The organism is Maribacter sp. MMG018 (genome assembly GCF_018100785.1).
Taxonomy (GTDB): Bacteria; Bacteroidota; Bacteroidia; order Flavobacteriales; family Flavobacteriaceae; genus Maribacter.
The window spans coordinates 967,329-990,856 of record NZ_JAGJEC010000002.1; the positions used below are offsets into that span (position 1 = coordinate 967,329).

The 23,528-nt window shown below is 33.1% G+C and carries 17 protein-coding genes and 1 riboswitch; all 17 genes read right to left on the bottom strand.

What is annotated here, in order from left to right; genetic code table 11:
* Positions 1-180: 180 nt before the first annotated feature.
* Positions 181-1,401: a restriction endonuclease gene (locus J8L85_RS12590; RefSeq protein ID WP_211017721.1), complete on the bottom strand. Its 1,221-nt coding sequence runs from the start codon at positions 1,399-1,401 to the stop codon at positions 181-183.
* The gene (locus tag J8L85_RS12595; protein ID WP_211017724.1) at positions 1,394-4,213 is read right to left on the bottom strand and encodes an AAA family ATPase; all 2,820 of its coding nucleotides are present in this window, start codon (positions 4,211-4,213) and stop codon (positions 1,394-1,396) included. Before J8L85_RS12595 ends, J8L85_RS12590 begins: the two co-directional genes overlap by 8 nt.
* Positions 4,214-4,637: 424 nt before the next feature.
* Entirely contained in the window at positions 4,638-5,132 is a 495-nt protein-coding gene (locus tag J8L85_RS12600) for a hypothetical protein (protein WP_211017726.1), read from the bottom strand.
* Between the two features lie 48 nt (positions 5,133-5,180).
* Complete coding sequence (locus J8L85_RS12605; RefSeq protein WP_211017728.1) at positions 5,181-6,095, bottom strand: phospholipase D family protein; 915 nt, start codon at positions 6,093-6,095, stop codon at positions 5,181-5,183.
* A gap of 623 nt (positions 6,096-6,718) precedes the next feature.
* Positions 6,719-8,683 carry a DUF2779 domain-containing protein gene (locus J8L85_RS12610; RefSeq protein ID WP_211017730.1) on the bottom strand — a complete coding sequence of 655 codons (1,965 nt, stop codon included), beginning with the start codon at positions 8,681-8,683 and terminating at the stop codon, positions 6,719-6,721.
* Between the two features lie 85 nt (positions 8,684-8,768).
* A complete protein-coding gene (locus J8L85_RS12615) occupies positions 8,769-9,329 on the bottom strand; it encodes a hypothetical protein (protein WP_211017731.1) in 561 nt (186 codons plus the stop codon).
* A 12-nt stretch (positions 9,330-9,341) separates the two neighbouring features.
* Positions 9,342-10,034 carry a hypothetical protein gene (locus J8L85_RS12620; protein WP_211017732.1) on the bottom strand — a complete coding sequence of 231 codons (693 nt, stop codon included), beginning with the start codon at positions 10,032-10,034 and terminating at the stop codon, positions 9,342-9,344.
* A 389-nt stretch (positions 10,035-10,423) separates the two neighbouring features.
* Positions 10,424-10,942 (bottom strand): hypothetical protein, encoded by a 519-nt coding sequence (locus tag J8L85_RS12625; protein ID WP_211017733.1) that lies wholly within the window; start codon positions 10,940-10,942, stop codon positions 10,424-10,426.
* A 45-nt stretch (positions 10,943-10,987) separates the two neighbouring features.
* Positions 10,988-11,458, bottom strand: a complete 471-nt coding sequence (locus J8L85_RS12630) for a hypothetical protein (RefSeq protein ID WP_211017734.1) — start codon at positions 11,456-11,458, stop codon at positions 10,988-10,990.
* A gap of 167 nt (positions 11,459-11,625) precedes the next feature.
* A riboswitch (SAM-I-IV-variant riboswitch) is annotated at positions 11,626-11,717 on the bottom strand.
* A 218-nt stretch (positions 11,718-11,935) separates the two neighbouring features.
* Positions 11,936-12,247, bottom strand: coding sequence for a DUF6804 family protein (locus J8L85_RS12635; RefSeq protein ID WP_247656650.1), 312 nt, complete (start codon positions 12,245-12,247; stop codon positions 11,936-11,938).
* Positions 12,237-12,776: a hypothetical protein gene (locus J8L85_RS12640; protein ID WP_211017735.1), complete on the bottom strand. Its 540-nt coding sequence runs from the start codon at positions 12,774-12,776 to the stop codon at positions 12,237-12,239. Before J8L85_RS12640 ends, J8L85_RS12635 begins: the two co-directional genes overlap by 11 nt.
* Positions 12,777-12,778: 2 nt before the next feature.
* Positions 12,779-14,551 carry an AAA family ATPase gene (locus J8L85_RS12645; protein WP_211017736.1) on the bottom strand — a complete coding sequence of 591 codons (1,773 nt, stop codon included), beginning with the start codon at positions 14,549-14,551 and terminating at the stop codon, positions 12,779-12,781.
* Positions 14,552-15,238 (bottom strand): hypothetical protein, encoded by a 687-nt coding sequence (locus tag J8L85_RS12650; RefSeq protein ID WP_211017738.1) that lies wholly within the window; start codon positions 15,236-15,238, stop codon positions 14,552-14,554.
* Between the two features lie 12 nt (positions 15,239-15,250).
* Positions 15,251-17,776, bottom strand: a complete 2,526-nt coding sequence (locus J8L85_RS12655; RefSeq protein ID WP_211017740.1) for an Hsp70 family protein — start codon at positions 17,774-17,776, stop codon at positions 15,251-15,253.
* Positions 17,777-17,790: 14 nt separating this feature from the next.
* Complete coding sequence (locus tag J8L85_RS12660) at positions 17,791-18,729, bottom strand: hypothetical protein (protein WP_211017742.1); 939 nt, start codon at positions 18,727-18,729, stop codon at positions 17,791-17,793.
* Positions 18,730-20,277: a hypothetical protein gene (locus J8L85_RS12665; RefSeq protein ID WP_211017743.1), complete on the bottom strand. Its 1,548-nt coding sequence runs from the start codon at positions 20,275-20,277 to the stop codon at positions 18,730-18,732. It lies immediately after the preceding gene.
* 1,166 nt (positions 20,278-21,443) lie between these two features.
* Positions 21,444-23,045, bottom strand: a complete 1,602-nt coding sequence (locus J8L85_RS12670; RefSeq protein WP_211017744.1) for a sulfatase-like hydrolase/transferase — start codon at positions 23,043-23,045, stop codon at positions 21,444-21,446.
* Positions 23,046-23,528: the final 483 nt, after the last annotated feature.

The window sequence follows — 23,528 nt, forward strand, 5'->3', positions numbered from 1 at the left end:
AGACTTATAGTGTCAGAATGAGCTATTACTAAAGTTTAAAAGGTTTACCTTGTTCAAATTATAAAAAAAACGCAAGAACCGATAAACTGTATTGGAAACAAAGTTATGGGGGTATTGTATTCATAGTAAAAGGTAATAGCTTTTGAACTTGTTTCAAAGTCTATGAAATATAACAACAAATCAAGAAAACCACGCTATAATTTCTTCCCCGATATGATCGTTTAGCTTATCATTATTCAAGATATTCAATTTACCGATCGCACATTTATGTTTTTCATCACCTTCAAAAGCGATAAACTCAGGTTCTATTGTTTCTATTGAAGGATATAACAAAAGTGCCTTAAAAGAAGTCCAATATTCGTTGTAAACATACATCTGCCGAAGATCATGGGTAGATGGTTTACTAGCTCCTATATTCTTCCATTTTGTGTCTATTACGTAGGTTTCCCCCTCTTTATGAACGATAATGTCTGGCCTAATCTTTATACCGTTCCAAAACGGCCTTGATTCTTGGCCTTTAACCTCTAGACCTTCTGTCTGAAGTGTTTTTAGCTTGATCAAAACATATTCTTCCCATAAGTCATTCATATCAAATAGAAGGGCCAGCATGTTTTCTTTTCCACTTGAAATATTAGGAGCAAAATTTAATATAATGAGTCGGGCAATTTCCAAGGCCGTCCTATACGGTTCTGCTTTCCTGTTCACCGTTAATTTTTTAAATGTACTTGCGTTTACCACAATCCGGGAAACGTCAGGAAAATCGGCCTCTACCCTTTTATATTTAGAATATAGGTATGTTCCCGATGAAAATTGACCTATAATATCCAATGCCAATGATAAGATTTGATGTATTTGGTGGTTATGGTCATATATTTGATGAGAGGTATAAAACCGTTCTTTATGTATAAGGTTTTGCCCAATGTGCTTAGCAAACACCAATTTGCCTTTTAATGCCTTTACATTTCCTGTTTTCTTACGGTATTGTTTTATCAATCCTTGCCGGACCAATAATTGCACCTCATTTAAAAACCATTCAAAATAAATGTCCAACAAATGAATCTGTTGCTTGTTGACAATGGCCTGGCCCACCTTATTTACTTTTAGGCGTCTTGTAGCCCGAAGCATATCGATCAACACTTTTTGCCATAAAGCTTCATTGGACGAACCCCCATCTATTTTGGGTAAAACCTCAATAGTTAGGCCATCTATCTGGATGACACCTACATATTGTGAGAATTTAATGCCTTTGTGCAATAGGGTAAAATACTCGTTGTTATGTAGCTGATTTAATTTAGCTAAGGCATTAAAATGCTTTTCTTCAAAAGAAACTCCATTATATTCCCGACCATAGTATAATTTACCATGTTCAAAGACCTGTAATATGTTTTTACGCTTACTCATTAACGATGCCCAATAGCTGCCCTACAGCATCTTCTATATCATCAATGGAATCAATGAGCTCAAAGACCCTATCATTCTCCGGCTCTTCAATATTCTTTAACTTAGGAAAGAGATTCTTCTTTGTTTCTTTTTCATTCACAAAACCTGGTCCCAATACCAAAGCTATTTTCTCATAATCGTTATAAAAATACTCTTGAAGTAACGGAATAATATTGTTTCTAAATACATTCAACAATCCATCAGTGTCATTACTGTTCAACTTAATAAAGTACGAATGCCCAATGGTATGGTCTCGGTCCAATAAGGCCTCTACCCTATCATTAATGGTAGTAAGCAACTGTTCAAGATTAAAGCCATTAAACGTTATTTTCGATAACAGTGATGGGTTCGGCATTACTTCCTCAAACACAAAACGTCTTCTTAGGGCTGTATCCAAAGCCTCCACACTTCTATCGGCCGTGTTCATGGTGCCTATAATATATAAATTTGAGGGCACCCCAAATTCAGTTTTGGAATAGGGTAATTTTACCGTTACCTCTTCGGCCGCACCTAAACGTTTATCAGGTTCCAATAAAGTAATTAATTCACCAAAAATTGCTGAAATATTGCCTCTGTTGATTTCATCAATTATTAAAACCCTGGAAGATTCAACTGTGTTACTTGATTTTTCTTCTTTAGCCTTTACATATTCCAATAAGGCCTTAAACATACTATCATATCCAAAGAGATATTTATCCCATTTAGTGGGTAGATTTTGATGTAGGTAGTCTCGGTTTGCAGAATTAAAATCATCTATCGAAATATTACCCGCCAAAAACTCAGAAACCAACTCATTAATAAAATCCAATGCCAGGTCTACAATTCCAGAATCTCGCTGTATTTTAAGAAGATACTTGTTTACCCCCACTATTTGATATTGGTTTCTAGAACCAAAAAAATCACCTGACTCGAACCATGAAGCCTTTTTACAGATATCCTTAAAAATACCTGGCACCACCTTATACACCAATCCATCTTCTTTCTCCATAGGCTTAATGCCTTCTACAAAATCCTCATAGGACATACTTTGGTGAAAAGTGGTAAAAACAATTTGGCCTTCCTTTACTTTTTGCTCAAAAAGTTCCTTGACATCTTCCCGTTTTAAATTTTCTGTATCTACACCTAAGATATTCAAAGCTTTGCCCTTCGTTTTATATGTCTTTCCGGTACCAGGAGGGCCGTAAAGAATTTGGTTTAAAGGAATATTCATTTCAATTGTCGTATTAACCGCTTCATCACCATTTATAATTGCCATGAGGCGTTCATGATAAGTAGCATGTTCAGTTTCTAGTGAAGGATAACGAGAAATATCAGTAAGTGTTTTTACGACGAGATTATGACCCGCCTCCCAAGTACCTTTCTTTTTCCAATCAACTTTCCTGATATTTTTATATTCAGTTCTATTTTCATCATATATACAACCTGAGGTTACGATACCATAACCCAAAAGTTTAGAAGTTCCCTTTTTAACGAAAACGACATCCCCGATTTGCATTTCATTTGCAAATTCGAATACGGCAGTTGCATCATTTTTCTTGGAACTATCTGTCTTAAACTTTTCTTGAAGGATTTTAACAATCTCTTCTTTTGAAGTGTATGATTTAAAGTTCCCTAAATAATCCCAACCCAAGGCCATTATACCTTCTTTATGGAACTCTTCCCATTTATTGGCCTTTTCTCCTGGTGAGTATATCCAATACTTAGTGCTATTATCCATGTAATTAATGATTGAATAAATAAAATCTTGAGTTAGAATATTATAATCGTCCTCTTTGTATGAAGAACCGATTAATCTATTCTCATGAATATCCAATAGCTCCTTATCCTCTTTAAGTGAATTTTTGATTAACTCGCTAACTTCCTGATTAATAAATATCTGGCTCACAATATCACCCTTTTTTGGAGCATCTAATTTGAACTTTTTACAAAAAGACTTAAGAACACTATATTTAAAAAGGAAGTATTTTGAGGGAGTATTAAATGACAATAATAAACCTATGGTCCTGCCATCTTGGTAATGCTGTTTATCAGATGCCCCTTCTATTTTGTTTCTTTCATCCAATAACTCGTCCATTGCATTTTTATAGGCCAAAATCCTATCTTCTAATTGTTCATTTTCATTAAATAAATAGACCAATGACGATTTTACTTTATCAGGATTTATTTTTGCAAATGATTTTAGCATGGATATGGGATAATAATTTTGGCTGCTCCACAAATTGCTATTGCCCGGAAATGATTGGTCAATCATTTCAACTAAATCATTCGATTTTAAATCCCAATGATCTTGAAAATTCTGGATGGCTTCCCATTTATAGATTTCATCATAATCGATAGAGTTAACGATTAAATCTTTATATTTCTCAATGTAAGGTTGTAACACTTTTCTTAAATCCATGTCTTTGTTGTCTTTTTCAGTGCTTTTTTCATATGGACTTATGTAGCTCTTGATTTTCGAAAACACTTCATGCTCACTAAGATTATCGAAGTCGTTATAAACATCCAAAGAATATCCGCTAAGTTTTACCGGATTGCCTCCATCATCTTTCCAACCTTCCCTTTCGGTTTCGGCAAAATAACCATCAAACGCATCTCTAGAGTTGTTTAAACTATTTCTGAATTGGGTAACAGAACGTCCATTACTCAATTTATTATAGAAGATATTGTATGCATCTTTCCACTTAGATACATTTAATTGTTTTGGCGGATACTTCTTACCAAATCTAGACAAGTAGTATCCAACAATTACTAGTTCCTTTGACCGTTCTGCCATTTCTTAATATATTTTAAAATCTACTTTTCAATAATCTTTCTATATGTCTCTTGATACTTTTTGTTTTGATTATCCTAAGCTTTGACATGTTTTTGATTGTCGCAGAGATTTCAATATTTAAAGGGATTGTAACTTCCCATTCTGAACGTCCTAAAAAACTCAGTCTATTCAATCAATTGCTTACTCCCCTCTAGTATTCCATAATCTAAACCCGTTAAAAGTATTTTTCGATCAAATTATTCCTACAAGGTCTAGAACTCATACCGTCCCATGATTATATCTCTACTTCAGTTTTATAAAAAAGCATTCAATTTCAAACACTTAATCTTTGAACGAAAATGAATCGAACTCTTTCTTTTTAAATGTTGTGGACAATGTTCCAGCGTTGGGTTGGTAGTTATTGTTTTTGTTGGGTTATTTGTTATTATTCTTCTTTTTTTATGAATTCTCCCTTGAAGTTGTATACACTTCCATCTACATAGAACAACTCCTCATCGTCAAAATGTTGTATTTTATTAAATATTGGCTCTAGAATATAATCGCCATATCTATTAATGACGCTCATTTTCCAATCATCATTAGCCACTGAATAGTAGGCACTATCATTTTCGCCTAAACCAAAACCAGTAAACATTACTACAAATAATTCTACTTCGGGTATGTAATGATGGATTTCTTTAATTCCTTTTTTAACCAAGTCACCATCTTTTGAAACAATTGCAAAATGTTCTGTACTATCCCATTCATAATACATAAGTTCCAAATAGCTCTTATCTTCTCCCAACCATTCACATTCAGTCACAGTTGCGTTTAACAGTTTTTCTAAATCTATTAAAATTGTACCATTGTTTTTATTAAGCTTATATTTCGTTACTTCATCACCTTCTACAATTTCTTGGTAGGTTATTATTTCTGTCATCGAGCGTTTTTAATTATTTTGGAATAGTAATTATTCGGTACAACTAATTTATAATAATTCGACCAAAGACTGTGGGTAAACAATCCATTTATCCCCTTTAGCATTCTCTTTATATTTAATTCCTACCGACTTACCATTTACAGTTATAGTTGTCTTATCCACAACATATCCATTTGCTATCATAACCTCTATGACTTCAGCATAAGATCTTCCCTTTAACTTTCCAAGATTTGTTGCAGAAAGAAGTTTGCTTTTTGTTTTGGGTGGAGACATTTCAAGTGTGGTTTTAGTTGCATTGCCTTCAATTAGCCTTTCAAATTCTTCTCTACTAGGTCTTTCTGTATGTTCAATCTCATCTACAAAGGTTTTGTCCATAAATTCAAAAACGTTCCTTTTCGATTTGAGCCCCCCACTTAATAATTCATCTGTAAGATCTAAAAGAGTTTCAGAGCCTACATAATCTTTTGCTATTAAAAACTTCTTTTTATAATTAGGTCTACGTATAAAAATGGTGTGATTTTCCGATAAAATCTTCATGGTTTCCTCCCATGCTTCCTTATCAATGCCTGAACCTCCCAAAAGTGAGGTTTCACTAATAACACCAAATTCCACATTATTTTCAAATGAATAATCATACAAGTTAATGGATGTAATTATGCCTTTTTTTTCATTCGAATAGTATTTAGCATGTAGATTGGGAATAAAAACAATGGAAATATTTGGAAAATCCTTGAAGTAGTCTAAATCTTCTTTTTTCAAGCTCCGCTGAGGATTTTTCTCGTTTTTTCCAAAGGCAATAATAATATGTAGTTCTGAATTTTTCTTATGATTCTCGAAAAGAGCCTTTTTAAAATAATCATCTAGTTTAATGTAAGGTGAAACAATCAGTAGTTGCTTCTTTGCCTTGTGAATGATTTCATAAACTTCTTCTTTTAGCTGTTTTCCAGTAATGAACTTAGCCATTATATCAAATAATTAAATATGTTTTTTTAATAAGGTTTGATCAAAAAATTGGTTAGGATGTTATGGACATCCTTTCATCTTTAACTTCTACAGTACAACATTTTAATTTCAAATAACAATATATTGTTCACTTAAAATCATTGATTATTTTCGATTATTTATAGCAACTAAAATTAAAATAATTATTCTTTTGAAGGCAAATCTTACGACAAACACCTTAGATAATGGTTTAATTTAAATGCCTATTCTTAATAAAAAAGGTGAATATCCAAACAAACGCCAATGCAACATAGCACCTTTAACTCCTGCAGATTTACAGATTTCCGTAAATGCTTCTATTTTTTCCAATAAAACCGTATCAATTACCATAGTTATTTATGAAACATACGGTATATCGTAGCATCAATAAATATAAAGTATACGGTGTCCCCTGTCGCCTTTTTTGGCATACCACACCTCACCTGCGGTCTTGCCCAATAAAACTACGGTATACCTTACGGTCTTTCCCATAATTTAAACATACGGAGACTACGGACACAACTACGGCCCTATTAAAAATAGTTAAGTGATACATTCTTTTTTAATTGATTAAGATTCAAAAAAAACCGTATTCGTCAATAAACTTAATCAGCAACAAGGTCATATTTGAAATGTTCATAGACCATGACCATGGCCAAGGTATCCAATTCGCAGTATTTTAATAGGGCACTGGTAATCTCAGCACGTTCCTGTTGATCCATATCTGTATATTGTAACTTGGCATAAGCGGTCAGTGCCGCACCACCGTCTGCGATACCTTCCAGTTCCGAGATTGTATTCTCTAATTCCAACATACTCCAACCATCGAATAAGGGAGGCAACATTTTATACGGGTTCAATATGGCACCCCCATCTTTTCGAAGCCATATATGACCTGGTTCAAAATTGGTACTACTTACATTTATGGTTCCGATAGGCTTGCTATATTTTTCTTGCAAATAAGAACTAGTGTTTAAACTGGCCGGTAAAATGGCCTTGATACTGTTGGATCCTTTTGTAAGGGGGTTATAATAATAATCTTTGACCACCTTGTTTAGATCAACCATACTACGATCCCCGACCCACTGTTCAACGTTGTCTTTTGTAGCCGTGGAAATGGATTTTAAAAAGGATATCAGCTCGTGGGCATCAGCTTCACTACTGGATATTAACTGGGCGATAATCGCGTTGACAATCGTGTTTTCATGGGCTGCGAACCTAAATATGGTTCCCTGGTCTTTGGAAAGGGCCTTTTGCAAAGCACGGGCAAATTCAAAATTGGGAAACTCCCCAGGGCTATTGTTTATATATTGGCTCTTGTGTTCAACACTGCCATCTTCATTCAATTGATGATGCGAAAACTGAAAAGCTACTTGCTCATAAGGTCTTCTGCCCTTCGTAAAAGGAAGCGCTACAGTACTCGTTTCAAAATCTATGAAATGTAGTGGATATTGCCATTTGCCCATTTCTTGTTTTAATTCCTCCCGGAGCACAAAAACGGTGTCGTCATTTTGTTGGGCCTTTTGTATTTGGAGCCATTGCCGCTCGGAAGCCGACAATTTCCCCGGTTCCACTTTTATGTTGATTTCCTCCTCCGTAAGGTCATCCATCAACAAGCGGTTCTCTTCCATCAGGTTTTTCCCCCTAAAATTCCATATTTCAAAGGCATTGGGCCTATCAAAATCTTTATCTGCCCATTGATGCTGCTTTTTAAAACAATATTTAAAGCCAGATTTCAATCCTTCTTTTTCCTGTTCTTTCGTGGTTTTAAATTCGCAATTTTTACAACTGCCGAATTGTGTAGGCCAATTCAGGTACTTATTTTCTTGATATGCTTTTTTAAAAAGCTCTACCGACTGTTCAAAGTTCAGATTATCAAAATACGAATACTCACCGGTTATAATTCCATTAATCAACCTATCAACATTGATTTCCGAAAGAACGGAACCCCCAATTTCATCAATGGAAGAAATACCTGTAACAACATCGGTTCGTGGGTTCCCATTTTTAGGTATTCTGAACAATTGGTTCAGACCGTCCACTTTTGCCGTTTTTGTTTTGTCGGCCATCATAAGATAGGCCTCGAAGGTAAATTGTGGAAATGCTTGTTGTGCGACATATTTCTGGAAGGCCAAATCGAACAAATAGGATTTCCATCCACTTTTAATACTTCCTCTTTTTCCCAAAAACAAATATTCATCGTCGGGATCAAATGATTTGGCCTTTACCTCAATGAGTTTGATATGGTTTCCTTTTTTTGAAAGGATATCGGTACGGATAAAAAGACCTTCGTGTCCAAAGGCGGCTTCATATATGGAAACAGTTTCTTTTTCCAAATAAATTCGCGTAAGATCCGTGGCCCGATCGTACTCATAATTTGCCGTATCGATAAAGACTCCATTGGGATAGTGTAAACGGGCCAAAGCCTCAACCTGAAACCCACCTTTTGCCAAAGCCTCTAAAAAGGAATCGTCCATTCGCTGATCGGCATATTCCCTTTTAGAAGTGAAGAACAATTTATTGGGACATTCCAACCCTAACTTGAAGCGGGATTTGGTTAAGGGTTTCATATAGATTCAACCATCTTTTTTACATTTAAACATGGGGCTAGTTTTTGAACATTAGGTATTCTACTATCCGTATAGAAGATAGATTTCATTTTTTTATTTTATGTAACCAATCTTCTAACATATAATCATATTTTTTTTCTCCTTTTGGTACTTTAGCCGCCATACTTGGGGACGTGAGACTTATAATTGGTCCAATTTTATCGATTTCAACATTCCAATTTTTAATGATAGGTCCCTTGCCCCACGTGGAATAAAGCCTTACACCAGGATTTTTTTTGATTACTTCTATTATATTGGTTGTGTTATGTTCTCTTTCTATTGTGTTATTAATGATTTTGGAATCTGAATAACCTTTACCCGTAATCAAAGAAATGTCTTCATTGATAACCTTTACAGATTTAATCATATCCATACAGGCTATTTTATGCTTTTTTAATTTCGTTAAAAATTGATCAAATTCTTTTGGGTTAAATTCATCTTTAAAAATTTCACTTAATAATTTCCATGTTTGATTTCTATTTCGACCATAAAAATAATTGACCTCTTCACCTCCTTCAGGGTTAAAAGTGCCTAAAAACAAGTGTTTGATTTCCCATTTAGGTATAAAAAAATCTTTACTTAATAATTGGTGATTAACAATTTTCATTTTTTTTGTTTTTTATTTTAAACTCTCTAATACCTCTTGTAGTTGGCCGCTCCAAAAGAATTGTTCGCCATCTACTTTTCTGTTCAGCGAAAAACCAATTAAGAGGTGTTTTTTATAATATAATTTGGTCACCCTAAAATCTTTCATGGCGACTATCGCATTCCATTTTTTGGAATACTCATTTTTTATCTGTTTAAACTGTCTGGTTGTACATACATGATCCAATCGCAGGTCTGAAAAAGTAGTACTATCCAAACAATACATGTTGTTCATAAAAGGCTCAGCTATCTCTGTATTCGCAAACCTTTTGAAAATTTTAAATTCCTTGGGGGAGATAATGGAATTTTTTTCTTTTATAATTCTAGCAACCACTTTATGAACGGTTGAAACAGATATTTCATCGGCACATTCCACTGTGCCCGATTTCAGAATCAGTCCTTTATAAAACGGTCTTATTTTTAAATTTAGTACATGGTCGCCATATAAAATTCCAGCTAATGTGTCATTTTCATAGATTACATGGATTCTTTTTATGTTTCTTTCCTTATGTTCATCTTCCAAACCAAACAACTGAATAAGTATTTCTTTAAACCCTATATCACCGCCCCCACATTCTTTAATTAAATCTTTGGCATTTTCATGAGCAATATCTCGAAAGTCGACTACCTTAAATGCTTCCAAGGAGTCGTATAACAATTTCCACATACTGTTACTTTTTAAGTTTATAAAATATATACAACAGAATTACAGGCCAAAGTAAAATATATACCACTTTGTCGCTGTTTGTTATTTCGATATCATCTTCATCATATGAGGGTATATCGTTAATTTCGGAAACCATGATGGTTAAGGTCAAACCAATAAACAAGTAAATTGATAAAATTTGCATAGAATATATGAAGTAGGTTAATATTCAGTAATGGCAAGGAATTTTTTATCTCCTAAAAATGAATATATTGGAAGGTTTTTGGATGACCAATACATTTTTTTAAAAGTCGCCGAAAAAAATTTTTCGTGTTAAAAATTAGTGCAGATTATCGATAGTTTTAAATCATATTTCATTTTTAGGGTCATGAGTCAAATATGATATAATGTTAACGGGTATATTTTCCCACAATAAAATAATCTAATATGCGGTCGTTTACTTCACCTATCAGTTCTCCCGAATACTCTATCAGCCCGCTATCATCACTTAATATTTTCATAATGAAACAGTTTCCTTTTGGCTTATCTTTTACAAGTATGGCATTGACCTTGGCTACCCCTTGATCATCTTCATAAGAGTCTTTATAGTGCCAATCAAAAGAGAACACAATTCCATCATACTTATATTGACTTAAGTCACTCCGTCTAATGATTTTTATATTATCAATAGGTCCATAACTTTTGGTATTATCATTGGCAAATACATTTTCCATATATATGGCATCATTATTCTTTTCAACATAAAATGCCGTATACCCACCACTCTTTACCACCTCTTCCGTACAATCTTTTTTATTGTTTATCGCCTTGGTGATAACATACTTTGCCAAAATAGGGTTATAATCGTTTTGTGCCCTTGAAACTTGAGAAACAAGTAACACCATCATTAAAAAGAACAGTTTTTTCATAGTGGTAGGTTTTAAAAATTCGATAATATTTGGTTTTATTTTGATTTAGCAGATTTTATCTAATTCTTGCATTTCATTCTTTGACAAAAAAGAATTACAAATCATTAGATCATACAATATTCCCTCCCTCACATCGTATGCCATTCCAAAGTCATATTTATATACGATACGGTTATAGGGAAATTCCGCCTCTGAATGTTTATATTCAAACCCATAAACAGTTATGCTTTTTCCTAATAGGCAGGCAGCGCAACGACTTTTTGATATGGATACATCACCAACAACTACGGATACTTTACCTTTCTTTTGCCACCCATTCATCATTTCATGATAAGCTTCTAAAAATTCCGTTACTTCTGGTTGTATAACGATGTTATATTTTAAAAGAACCCTTATTACCTCAATATCCTCCATAGCTTTCAAGGCATTGTTCATATCATGAATAAAAGACTTGGTGCTCTTGGTTGTGAAAAAATTACCAAGCCCCTTTTTTATCCGTTCATTTATTGCTTCCATATAGCTATTTCAATTATTTAGGATTTATTATGACACAGCTTTTATTGAATGGCCTATAACCATTTTATTCAACAGTCAATTATTCTATTTTCTTCTGAAAATGAATAAATACACGATAATACACCCTTTTAAGACTTATAAATCATGTTCAGAAATGATATGGAAAGTGAAATCATTTATTTTGACAGACTGCCCACATTCTAAACCACCGTGGCTTTTATGCTCGGTTGGCACCCATAAAGAGTTCTAGATGTATTACTACTTCGAAAGTAGGAATATCATGAAACCCCACCAAAACTGTTCGTTTTATGAACCGAATTTTCGATAATCGCAACGAAAAAGCAATAATTAATTTCGTAAAAAATACTCATAGAATTGGGTAACCTAATATAACTTTGTATTTTCTCTTACCCTAGACCCATCTGCCTATTAATATCGTTCTGTCTCTATCCTATTCACCCACATTTCTATACATACCTATAATTCTTCATTTGGTTTTCTACTTACAAACGAACTTCCAATCAGTCCTATTCCAACAATTACATCTATAATATTCCATATTTCTCTCCCAAGTGCAATTTTGAAAAATGGTTGAAATAGAAGTGCAAGTGCAGCATATAATATCACTTCTAATTGTTTGTTTTTTTTATTTGCTTTAAATGACAAAATTCCAAATCCTATGAACGCCACAAATCGCACAAATTCATAAAATCCATAAGGCATATCCAATAAACATAAGAACATTAGAATTGCCAATACAGTCTTTATAATAATACCATTATTCCTCATTCTTTTCTTTTAAACTATTTAATATGTCACCATCAATTTTACTAATCAACTCAAATTTGCTCGAAACATGTGTATCAAAAAAGTCGTCTTGAAGTCTTGACAAATAAAAATCGGTAATTATGTCTTGCTCTAAATAATCCTCAAAATCAGGATACTTTTTAAGTATAGCCTCATTATCTATTTTTAACTTTGAACGAATCACCTTAAAAAACTTGATTTCACTGTATTCAACCTTTTCGTCTGCTTTAATTGTGTCAATTGCAACTTCAATCAAGTTAAGTTCATCAGCTTCTGTCAATTCAGAAGTTGTTAGTTCATCAAAATAATCTCTCATAAATTGATGTCCATCTTTGTTGATAGCAATTAGCAATGTGTCCAATTCGGTATTGATGTCTATTTCTCCGAAGGTTTTACGTTCCTTTTGCAGTTGCTTAATAAGTTTGACCTCACGTTTGTCAATATCGCCATCACAAGCCATACATGAAAAAGCAGTTTTGAGCAAAAGTTTATTGAAGTGTAATGTTTCCATATCTAATTGTTTTTAAAACCGATTCTAGGTCGGTCGTTAGTATTATTCGATACCCCTTCCATTTTCGCTCTTATAGCGATATAACTTTGTAATTCCTCAAGTTTTATTGAAGGTTTATTGTTCCTTATGGTTTCAAGTAAAATCTCTTTTGAAATTCTTGAGTTGAGTTTTAATGCTTTTCTTGATGCTTCATCACAAAGGAATCTAATATCACTCGAAACATAGTTCTCTGTTGCTTTTGCAAATTCTGAATAATCTAAACCTATTTCTCTTGGCCTTTTCTCCAAGTATAATTTGAACATCAATTCACGAGCTTCTAGGTCTGGTGGTGGCAAGTAGATTACTTTATCTAATCTTCCCGCTCTCAATATGGCTGGGTCAATTGAATTGGGTCTGTTAGTCGCACCAATAATGAAAATTCCATCTTCACCACAATTATTCATTTGTGCTAAAAATTCATTAACAGCACTTGTATTCATATGATTTACACTCGAATTATCACGATTTGGTACAACTGCATCCAATTCATCAATAAAAATAATGCTTGGCCCATTTTCACGAGCTTCATCAAAAATATCTTTGATTTGTTCCTGTGTTTGATTTACATACTTACTTTGAATGTCGGAAGGCTTTAATTGATAAAATCTAAATCCTATTTCTTCAGCCATTCTTTCGGCAAAAAATGTCTTTCCGCAGCCTGGTGGACCATAAAGTAACATTCCGTTTGGTATGGTTAAACCATATTCTGCATAACGTTCTTTTTCGTTTAAAGCATCAATAACATCAAGTTTGATAATATCTTTCAATTCTTGCATTCCTGCAATAGCTGAAAAACCTTTACCTTTCTTAATCTCATTTAATTTAGGTTTCGAGGTCTGTTTTGGCGAAGACAATTGTTTTACTTCTAATTCACCATTAATAGCTTTTACGAAATCACTAACATTCTTAAAACGATGTTCTGTATTTGGTTGTAATGCTTTAGCAATTATATTTTGAATTTGTTCGTCCGTAATATTTGAGAATCTTAAAGGCTTCTTTCGTTCAGAAATAACTGCATCTTCCAGTTTTATAGTATCAGATTTGTATTTTGAAATTTCTACAAACCAAGGTGGCAATCCTTCCAATAAATGATAATACAAAGCACCAGCAGAAAATACATCACTTTGAACAGAGAAAATTTTATTAAATGCTTCATTGGCTTGGTAAAACGGATTTAATCCATCTTTTAAAAAGTCCTTGTTAGATTGACTCAAATAACGGGCATAGCCAAAATCAATAATTTTTGGAATAGAAATTTTACCTGATAAATCTAACATTACATTTAAGTTGGTAATATCGTTGTGAATAATTGGATTGTTTAAAGAATGTAAATATTTCAATCCGTTTAATACACCCAAAATAATGTCTTTAGCTTCATAAATATTAAGTGACTGCTCACGTTTTAATCTATCTACCAATGTTTCACCGCTAATAAAATCAAGAATAGCATAAGCGTATTTTTGACCATCAAGAATTAATTCACCACTATCGCAGTATTTAACCAAATTAGGATGTTTGATTTCTTTTAAAATCTCAACCTCCAAAACATCACCATTTTCAGTAAACTGGGTTCTATCCAATTTTGAATACGCAAACAGTTTTAAAAGCTTTGTTTTACCTTCTTGGTCTTTTACACGATAGGTTTCTGCATAACTTCCCTTTTTGAGAAAGAAAGTAACTTTGTACTTATCTTTAATAGATTGACCTTTGGATAATATGTGATTATGTTTATTCATTTACAAAGCCTCTTCTGGATTACTCGGACGAGTACTGAAATTCCCATTTTCTTGTAAAATCAGTTGGTATTCCAAAATATTGTTGTTTAATGTTTGTGGATTATCCTTGCCAAAGTCTTCATTGGCAACAAAACCACCTTTCATTTTTCCTCCTTTCATTTCCTTTTCAGGATTCCAACCTTTTCCGTAATAAAAAAATGTTTGATAAGTTCCATTAGGAAATGAAAAAGTGTAGCTGCTATATGATTTGATGTAGGCATGTCTGACTACTTTCCCTTCCTTTTTAATAGTAACGATTACATCTGAGTTACTCGTTGTTACTTTTATTTGTGAACAACCATACTTGTTACAAGAAGAATTTCCTCCATAATAACGGGAATAGGGTGTAGTACCCGTATTTAATGAGCTATTAATATATTTTTCATAAATAATTCTTTCTTGTCTTTCTTTTTCAAGAAATATTTCTCTGGCAATACGCTCTTCTTCCTCACGCTTTTCTTGTTCAATGCGTTCTTGCTCTAATTGAAATGCACGTTCAGCTTCTTCTGCTTTTCGCTTTTCTTCCAATTCAATTCTTTGCTGTTCTTCTTTTGCTAAACGCTGTTTTCTTTCTGCATCACTTTCACAGGAAGAAATAATTATAGTTAAAAAAAAGAGCGGTAAAAGTAACTTAGTACTTAATCTCATATCCTTATCTTTTTATCCAACCAATACAGAATCATCACCACTTGGTATTTCCGTATTTGGTATCATATCGAATAATGAAATTAGTATCTGTCTTAATTCTTCTTTATCTGGACCATTTGCGATTTTTTCCATTCCTGCACTAACCAATTGTCTCGCTTTTGTTGGGTTGCTCCAAGAATAGCCTCCAAAATTGTCATTGAAGTTTCTTATCAACCCGATAAACTGATATATTTCGGTTAATTTAAATAAGAACATCTCGATTTCTTCCAATAGAACATTACCAATTTTCACGTCTTTAGCCCTTATGACTTCATCTAATTGCGAACGGAATTGATTGACTACTTGATTAGTTTGTTCATTACCTAATTCATTATTAGCTTTTTCTAATCTATAAAATTCTTCCTTTAAAGTTTCTTCTAATTTTGGCCACTCGGTGGTATCGTTGAGCTCATCAATTGTTTTTAATGACTTTCTCAAATTGGTTAATACTTCTTGCTTGCCATCTACGTCATTTTTATTGTTTTCAAATGCTTTTTCAATTTGCTCTAATTCAGCTTCAACTTTTAGCAATTGTCCATTATTAGAAATACCGTTTTGTTTCAGTTCGGTAATACTGCCTTTTGCTTTTCTGATTTCATTAGCTAACCAAGAAGTTTCTATAGAGGTTTTAGTACTATCAACTTCTATTTCTGTTGAGTAATCTAAATAAGGGAAGTAAGCTGTTACTGTTATTTTCTCCGACCTATCAATGTTTATAGTTAAATCCACATCACTGTTTTCGGGAAGCAAAGAAGGTAAATCAGATCCGCTTATTTTTATATCAGTAACATGTTCATTGTAAATTGCTCTTGTCCCCTCAGATGCGTATTCACCTTCATAAACAGGGATTTTAATAAAATCGGAATCCATTCCTGGACGAATTTGCTTTTGGGTTTTGAGCCCATTTCTTGTTCCTACAGCCGGAATGGATTGATTTTTTTCTAATCCTTTGATGGTTCTGAAACAAACTTTGCCTGTTATTTTATCTTTTAATTCAATTCCAATATTATAAGGTAGCGTAGCATTTCCAATTTTAGAACCTTGTATCACGCTAAAAAATGTTGGTTCGCACTCCAAAATATTACCTTTATCATCATAGAGAGCTACTTCAAATAAATTGGTTTTACCTTCATTGAGTTGGATTTCAACTACTTCACCAATCGTGTTAACTTCAACTTTCCCGCTAGACCAAGCTTTATCTCCTCTAGTAAGTTCTACAAATACTTTTTCAGGAATTTCGTCTTCTGTTTTGTCAGCTAAAATTTTGATAGGCACAAATTCTTCGGTTTCGACTGTGGATGCTTCATTGGCAATTTCCAGTTGAATCTTTGTTTTATCTCTGGTTTGCTCCCTTACTTCTTCCGAAACATCAACAGTTGATGCGTACAAAGCAGCCCCTTTTGAAACCACGGTCATTGGGTCTACACTTGTGTCTGGTTTGCAAATTTGTTCTTCTAACATTTTCCTCAAAACAGGTGAGAATGTTGGTCCACCAACAAGAATAAGTGAATCTAAAGATGAACCTTTTAAATTGTTACGCTCTAATAGGCGTAAACTAACATCAATTGCTTTTTGAAAAACAGGTGAAACAGCTTTAGTAATGTCCGCTTGGGTTACTGTAATGTCCAATTCAAATTCTTCCCCTTCATCATCTTCTCCGGGAATATCCCCCAAATCTGACAGGATATTGTGCGTGTCGTTGAATGAAAGTTTAATTTTTGCTTCTTCTGCATAGAACTTCATAGCATTACGTAGAATTTGTTTTTTTGCATCATCTGCTAAAATGGAATTAATGATATAATTTTCTTTTAGGTATGGCATAATAATTTCATCAACAATAGCAAAATCCAAATTTTTACCGCCAAGATAATTGTCTCCCTCAGTGTCAATTACTTTCATTATGCCTTCTTCAACTTTCAAAAGAGCCGCATCAAATGTTCCTCCTCCGAAATCGAATACTAACCAAAAACCATCTTTTTTATTGGAATCTAAACCATAAGCCATGGAAGCAGCAACAGGTTCTTGTAACAATTCGATATGATTAAAACCTGCAAGTTTAGCGGCTTCTCTTGTAGCTTCTTTTTGGTTGTTTTTAAAAGCAGCTGGAACGGTAATTACAATAGAATTTACATTTTCGTCCTTGACAAAAGACTTGAGTGTTTTTAATACTTCTGCTGACAATTCTTCACTTGATAATTCTTTGTCAAGGTTGGAACTTTGATACATTTTGTCAGTTCCCATTGTTCGTTTGAACTCAATGAATGCGTTTGATTGAAAATTATCAGCACCTTTCATTGATTTCAATTTGTCTCGCTTTAAAGCGTTATAAGCACTATCGCCAACTTGTATAGCTTTCTTTTTATTGATATAGACACAAGAGGGCATTGTGTCTTTTAAAGTATCCGTTTTTTTTATGGTTGCTTCTCCATTTTCCATTCTTGAAATAGCGGAATTGGTGGTTCCTAAATCAATACCGTAATCAATTTTTGTTCTTGCCATTTTGATTATATTTTTTATGCTTCTGTAACTTCTATTTGTGCTGTTTGAATCATTGTTCCCTTATAATTTACTTGAGGTTTAATGATTCTTGTTATAATTCTTTTTCCCTCTTCAAAATCCTCATCTTGAACAAAGTTTACTGTTGCTTTCATTCCCTCATTGTATTCTTTCCCAAGCATGTCTACCAATTCGTAACCGTTAGATGCAAAGTTGTCTTGAATACGTTTTACTGAAGAATTTAACTGTTTTAAACCTTTTGTTTTTTCATCCATTCTGCTCAAATTCTTTTGAATCCGAATGATTTCATCTGCAACTTTAAGGGCTAAAGAATGGTCTGCTTTATCGTTTGAAGCAACTGGTTGAGATTTGCTTGTTTCTTGTTGCAGCTTTAATTGTGTTTCTAAAACTTCTACCAATTTGTTATCTAATTTCACACTTTCTTCTTCCAATGAAGCTTTAGTATTTCTGATTTGAGTTTCTACATCTGTTTTACTTGACTGAATACGTTTACCTAATAACCAATAAATCAAACCACCTAATAAAAGTGTTGCCAAAGTGGCAATTATCCAGTACAGTCTGTTTTTCTCCACATCTCCGCCTAGTTCTGATATCTTGTTTTCAGCTTGCTGCTCCGTTTCTTGGATTTTAGTGCCAAGTTCTTGAGAATTGGTTACAATATTTTGACTATTCGTTTGGATTAGCTGACTCAAGCTATCAATGGAAGCATTTAGACTAGTATTTTGCTCTTGCAAAGCTGAAATGGTTTGGCTTTGTTCTCTAATTAGATAACTTTGGTTGTTCACCTTTTTAGTTAAAACATCAACCTCTTGTTGCTGTTTTAATAAATCACTTTTTAAGCTTGGTAATTCTTGAACCAAAAGTGAATCCTGTTGCTGTTGAGCAAAAAGATTTGTTGCTCCGATAAAGAACGATATAATAATTAGTCTCTTCATTTATTGTAAATTTTTATAAATCCAATTGCCTACAAAATATCCTATTACAGTTCCTATCACAGGTAAAATAAATGTTCCTATAACCATTGGAATACCGTATAACAATATTTTTGACCAGCTTATTCCCGAGTTTTTATTAGAATAAGTTGGTCTTGTTGTAGATTTTGAGTTTGTTGAAGAACTACTTGATGTTCTTGGTGAATGCCAATACTTTAAATATTGAATCCTACTCTTTTGAGAGTAACTAACTTTTTCAAGTACAAATTCGACTAATTTTTTGTATTCGTTTATTTTAGAAGTATTTTGGGCATTCTTTATTTTACTAATATTCTCTCTTGGAATTACGTTGACAAGAAGTTCCGTTGCTTTATCCCAATCAATTGAATTTTTGATTAGTTCAGCGACTTTTGTCCAATTGATTGATTGCCCATAGCCCATATTTGCTTCTTGCTCTTTTACTTGTGCCATTAGTTGTCTAGCATTATTATCATACGCATCTTTTATAGATTGTAAGACCTGTAATGCTTGATTAATCTCTTGATCCTTCATTTCTTCAAGTGTGGCAAGACTGTCTTTTGCCCTATCCTTGGTCAATTTTCCAACCGCAATAGAGTCTGCCAATTTTGTCAACTTTTGAGCTGATTCAAGATAATTATCATTGGAGTCATTTTCTTGACACTCGTTGAAATAATCAATTCCGCATTGCATTATTTCGTTCGCCAATTGGTCGGAAACCGATTTGTATTTTAAGTCGCTTGTACCAAGTAATGATTTGAGAAGTGATAAATCGTCCTTTGTGTTTGTGAATAATTTAAAACCAAATTCATAAGCTCTGCCTTTGTCTGCTTTTCGTTTCTTTTTACAACTCTCAATTTGGCTTTCTATGTTATGTAATGGTTGTTCTGTAAACTTTTTGGAAAGATACTTTTGAGTAGTTCCGTTACATCCGCTAAACAATTCCAATGTTTCTGAACTTGAAAACTGATTTTTGAATTGTATCAGCAATTCATCAATCAATTTTTCAGATTGTTTTTGATTGTCAATTGTATAAGTTTCATCTGCAACAGAATGAACGAAGCTTTCAAAATAGTTTGATTCAATGAGTTTGATTTTGGCTTCAATCCCTGTTTTGATATCAGATTTATCTCTGCTTAAAAGTTTGTAGGTACCCAAATTGTTGAACGCTGAGAAATTTTTGGAATTAACATCTTTGTCGGTTGTTACTTTTTCCCAAATTTCAATTGCCTTTTCTTCATCTCCATTTTTCAAGTATTCAAAAGCGGTGTTGTCAAATGGACTAGCATTTAAGAACCAAAACAGGGCATAATTTACTTTGTCTTGGTTTTGCTCAACATTTGAAAATGCTTTTTTTACAGAATCTTCCGTTCTGTCAATACTTTTGAGAATTTGAAAGTCAAAGTCTGATTTGATTTCTTTTCCAACCTTTGTGTAGGCTTTGATTTTAGTCTTTTGCTTTTGTAACTCTCTTTCCGTTGCGTTTGAGAGAATACCCGCAATTCGATAAGGGTTTTTTTCTATTAACTCCATATATTTTTGGTTGGTTTTATTTCCCTAAAAATATTAGCTCCATGAACTCCTAATTTTTCATTTTCCTCTTAGAAGCTCCTGTTGAGTATAAATTCATTCGCAACTTAGAATCTTTTTAATTAGTTCTTTTACGGATTTCTGTAAGGGTTGAAAAAAAATTAAAGAATCAGAACTGAAGTTTTTGATATTTCCAGGGTAAGCAACAACCTACAAAACCCTTTTAATCAAAATAATTAGATATTAGTTATCCCTATGACAATCATATAATTAATACTTATCAAAAACATTTGTCATTACGATATAAATTAAATAAATCTTTAATGAAATTGGTTGCTAACTATCAAACCAAGAAAATATCTTCTTTTATTAAATTCCATTAAAAATTAGCCAATCAATGTAAGAAGATATATGTGCTACCAGAACATATTTGCAAACAACAGATATTCACACTGAATTTTTATAATAGCAATAATTATTTATACGAAAGACCTAAATACTATCACAACACCCACTTCTCACTTTTTTATTATATTAGGCCATATAATATTGTAAAACCAGCGTATACATTGCCTGATACGATTTTGCTATAAAAAGCTTGAAACAGCCGTAAAAAAGGGGAATTTTTAAAATTCATAACCCGGAGGCCGAGGGTTCAAGTCCCTCTCTCGCTACATAGTCCACAGGACTCAAAATCAACGGTTTGTGTACGCACAAACCGTTTTTTTATGTCTTTTATTTTCTAATCTTTTGTGCAGCATGCACTTCCATATAAGATTAAAAAATAAAACTGGATTCCTGTTATTTGCATAAATCAAACGATATATCATCTAAATAACCTACATAGATTAAGGAGGTATGTTTAAGAAAAACACAAAATCTATATAATTAGTAGAAAGTTAAAACTAGATCTGGTAAAAATACTCTTCTCTCCTTTTCCATGACATGGACCACGGACACAACTACGGCTCGATTAAAGATAATTTGGTGGCGAGGTCTTTTTTAATTTTTAGGATACAGCTAGATTTAGATTTATAAAAAAAGAGCCACAGTTTCTTGTGACTTCTTTTTAAAACTAAACTAACAACTCAAATAATACTTAGCTTTTGGTCGTTTGATAACTATTTTCATTAATTATTACATCAGGTAATGAATACACCTGTTGATTTTCAAAAACTTCTTACTGCTTTTTTAGTTCTTTTTGGAGGGGGCAAAATTTTCACGTTTTTATTATATAATTCCTGTAAAATGGATTTTCGTTTTGGATTTTTAGCCGAAATATCATTTAGCTCGGTTATATCATTTTCAATATTATATAAACTCCCTTCGGAATGCGGATATTTATTTTTATTTGTTTTCCCGTTTTCATTTTCAATCACATTTATATTTCTGACCAGTTTTTCATCACCACTCCTTATAGAGTAAATATTCCTATCATATCGTCTGAAAAACAAATATTCATGAGCTGTTTGTCCTTTTTTATCTCCTATTAAATAGGGAATTAGGTTAACACCGTCAATAACACGGTCTGCCGGCACTGTTGCTCCTGCCAATTCCACCGTGGTTGTAAATATATCCATAGATGACACCATTAAATCAGAGGTTTCTCCAGCTGGTAAAGTACCTTTCCAATTCATCACAAATGGCACTCTAACACCTCCATCATAGACAGTACCTTTACCTTCTCTGAGTGGTAAATTAACCCCTCCAAGGTCATTTGGTCTAGCTAGTGCAGCTCCGTTATCGCTTAAATAAAAAATCAAAGTGTTGTGTAATAAATTTTCATCTTCTAAAAGACTTACTATTTTTCCAACACCATCATCAACCGATAAAAGCATAGATAAATAGACTAGCCGTAATGCTTCCTGATCTAGATTTAATCCTTTAAATTTCCCAAAATAGTAATTCCTGTCATTACCACTTTTTTCCCATTTGTCTGTTTCAAGTTTCATGCGCTCATATGCCGCTTGATACTTCGGCTGATGTTTAACAATTCTTTTTATCAAACTTTCTTTGGTCTGAAATGGACTATGCGGTGCATGGTATGCCACATAGGCAAAAAAAGGATTGTTTTTATTTCTTTTTATAAAAGAAAGAGTTTCATCTGTTACAGCATCCGTTAAATATTTACCATATTCAGGAACAGCAAATTCACCACTTGTCCAACTTGGTGGATTTTTTATTCCTTTTCCCATAAATAACTCTCTATAGTAACCATGATAGTCTTGATTTACTTCACTTCCATTTAAATAATCTTCACCCCAATAGTAATCAAAACCGCGTCCTGTGGGAAACATAGCTAAATCGCTACCTCCCAAATGCCATTTACCAAAAGCTCCTGAAATATAATTCTTTTGTTTAATTATTTTTGGTATGAAAATTTCTGACAATGGTGGTCCCGTATCTCCTTTAGGCAGATTTATATTATCCTCCATTTCAAAACGACTACTTGAACGACCCGTTAAAATTGAAGATCTAGAAGGCCCACAGGTAGAAGATGCCACATATCCATTACGAAAATATACACCTGTTTGTGCTAATTTTTCAAGATTGGGTGTTAAAACATCAACCGAGGCCGGAAACTCTTTTGGGTCGTGAAAGCTAAAGTCTGCATATCCTTGATCGTCTGTTAATATTACAATAATATTTGGTTGCTGGTTAACAGGAGGGGGTTCATTGGAATTTTCTACTTTTCTACTTCCATATGCAAATAATGCTATTGTTATGAGTATTGAAAAAATACCAATATATTTTAATTGTTTGTATATCATAATTTAGTACACTTTAAATTTTAATAATATTTTAATCTTAAATCAAACTGTCAAATTGAAAAAGTATAACAATTTTTAAATGTAACAAAAATACAAATGTAAATTCCACACTTGTAATTAAATTTTACTTTAATTTTATAATTTAAAAATTATTCTAAATAGTTAATTATCAGGTTATCTAAGATTATATCAATACAATTCTACTAGAATTCATAACCCGGAAGTCCCTCTCTCGCTACATAGTCCACAGGACTCAAAATCAACGGTTTGTGTACGCACAAACCGTTTTTTTATGTCTTTTATTTTCTAATCTTTTGTGCAGCATGCACTTCCATATACGATTAAAAAATAAAACTAGATTCCCGTTATTTGCATAAATCAAACGATATATCATCTAAATAACCTAGATAGATTAAGGAGGTATGTTTAAGAAAAACACAAAATCTATATAATTAGTAGAAAGTTAAAACTAGATCTGGTAAA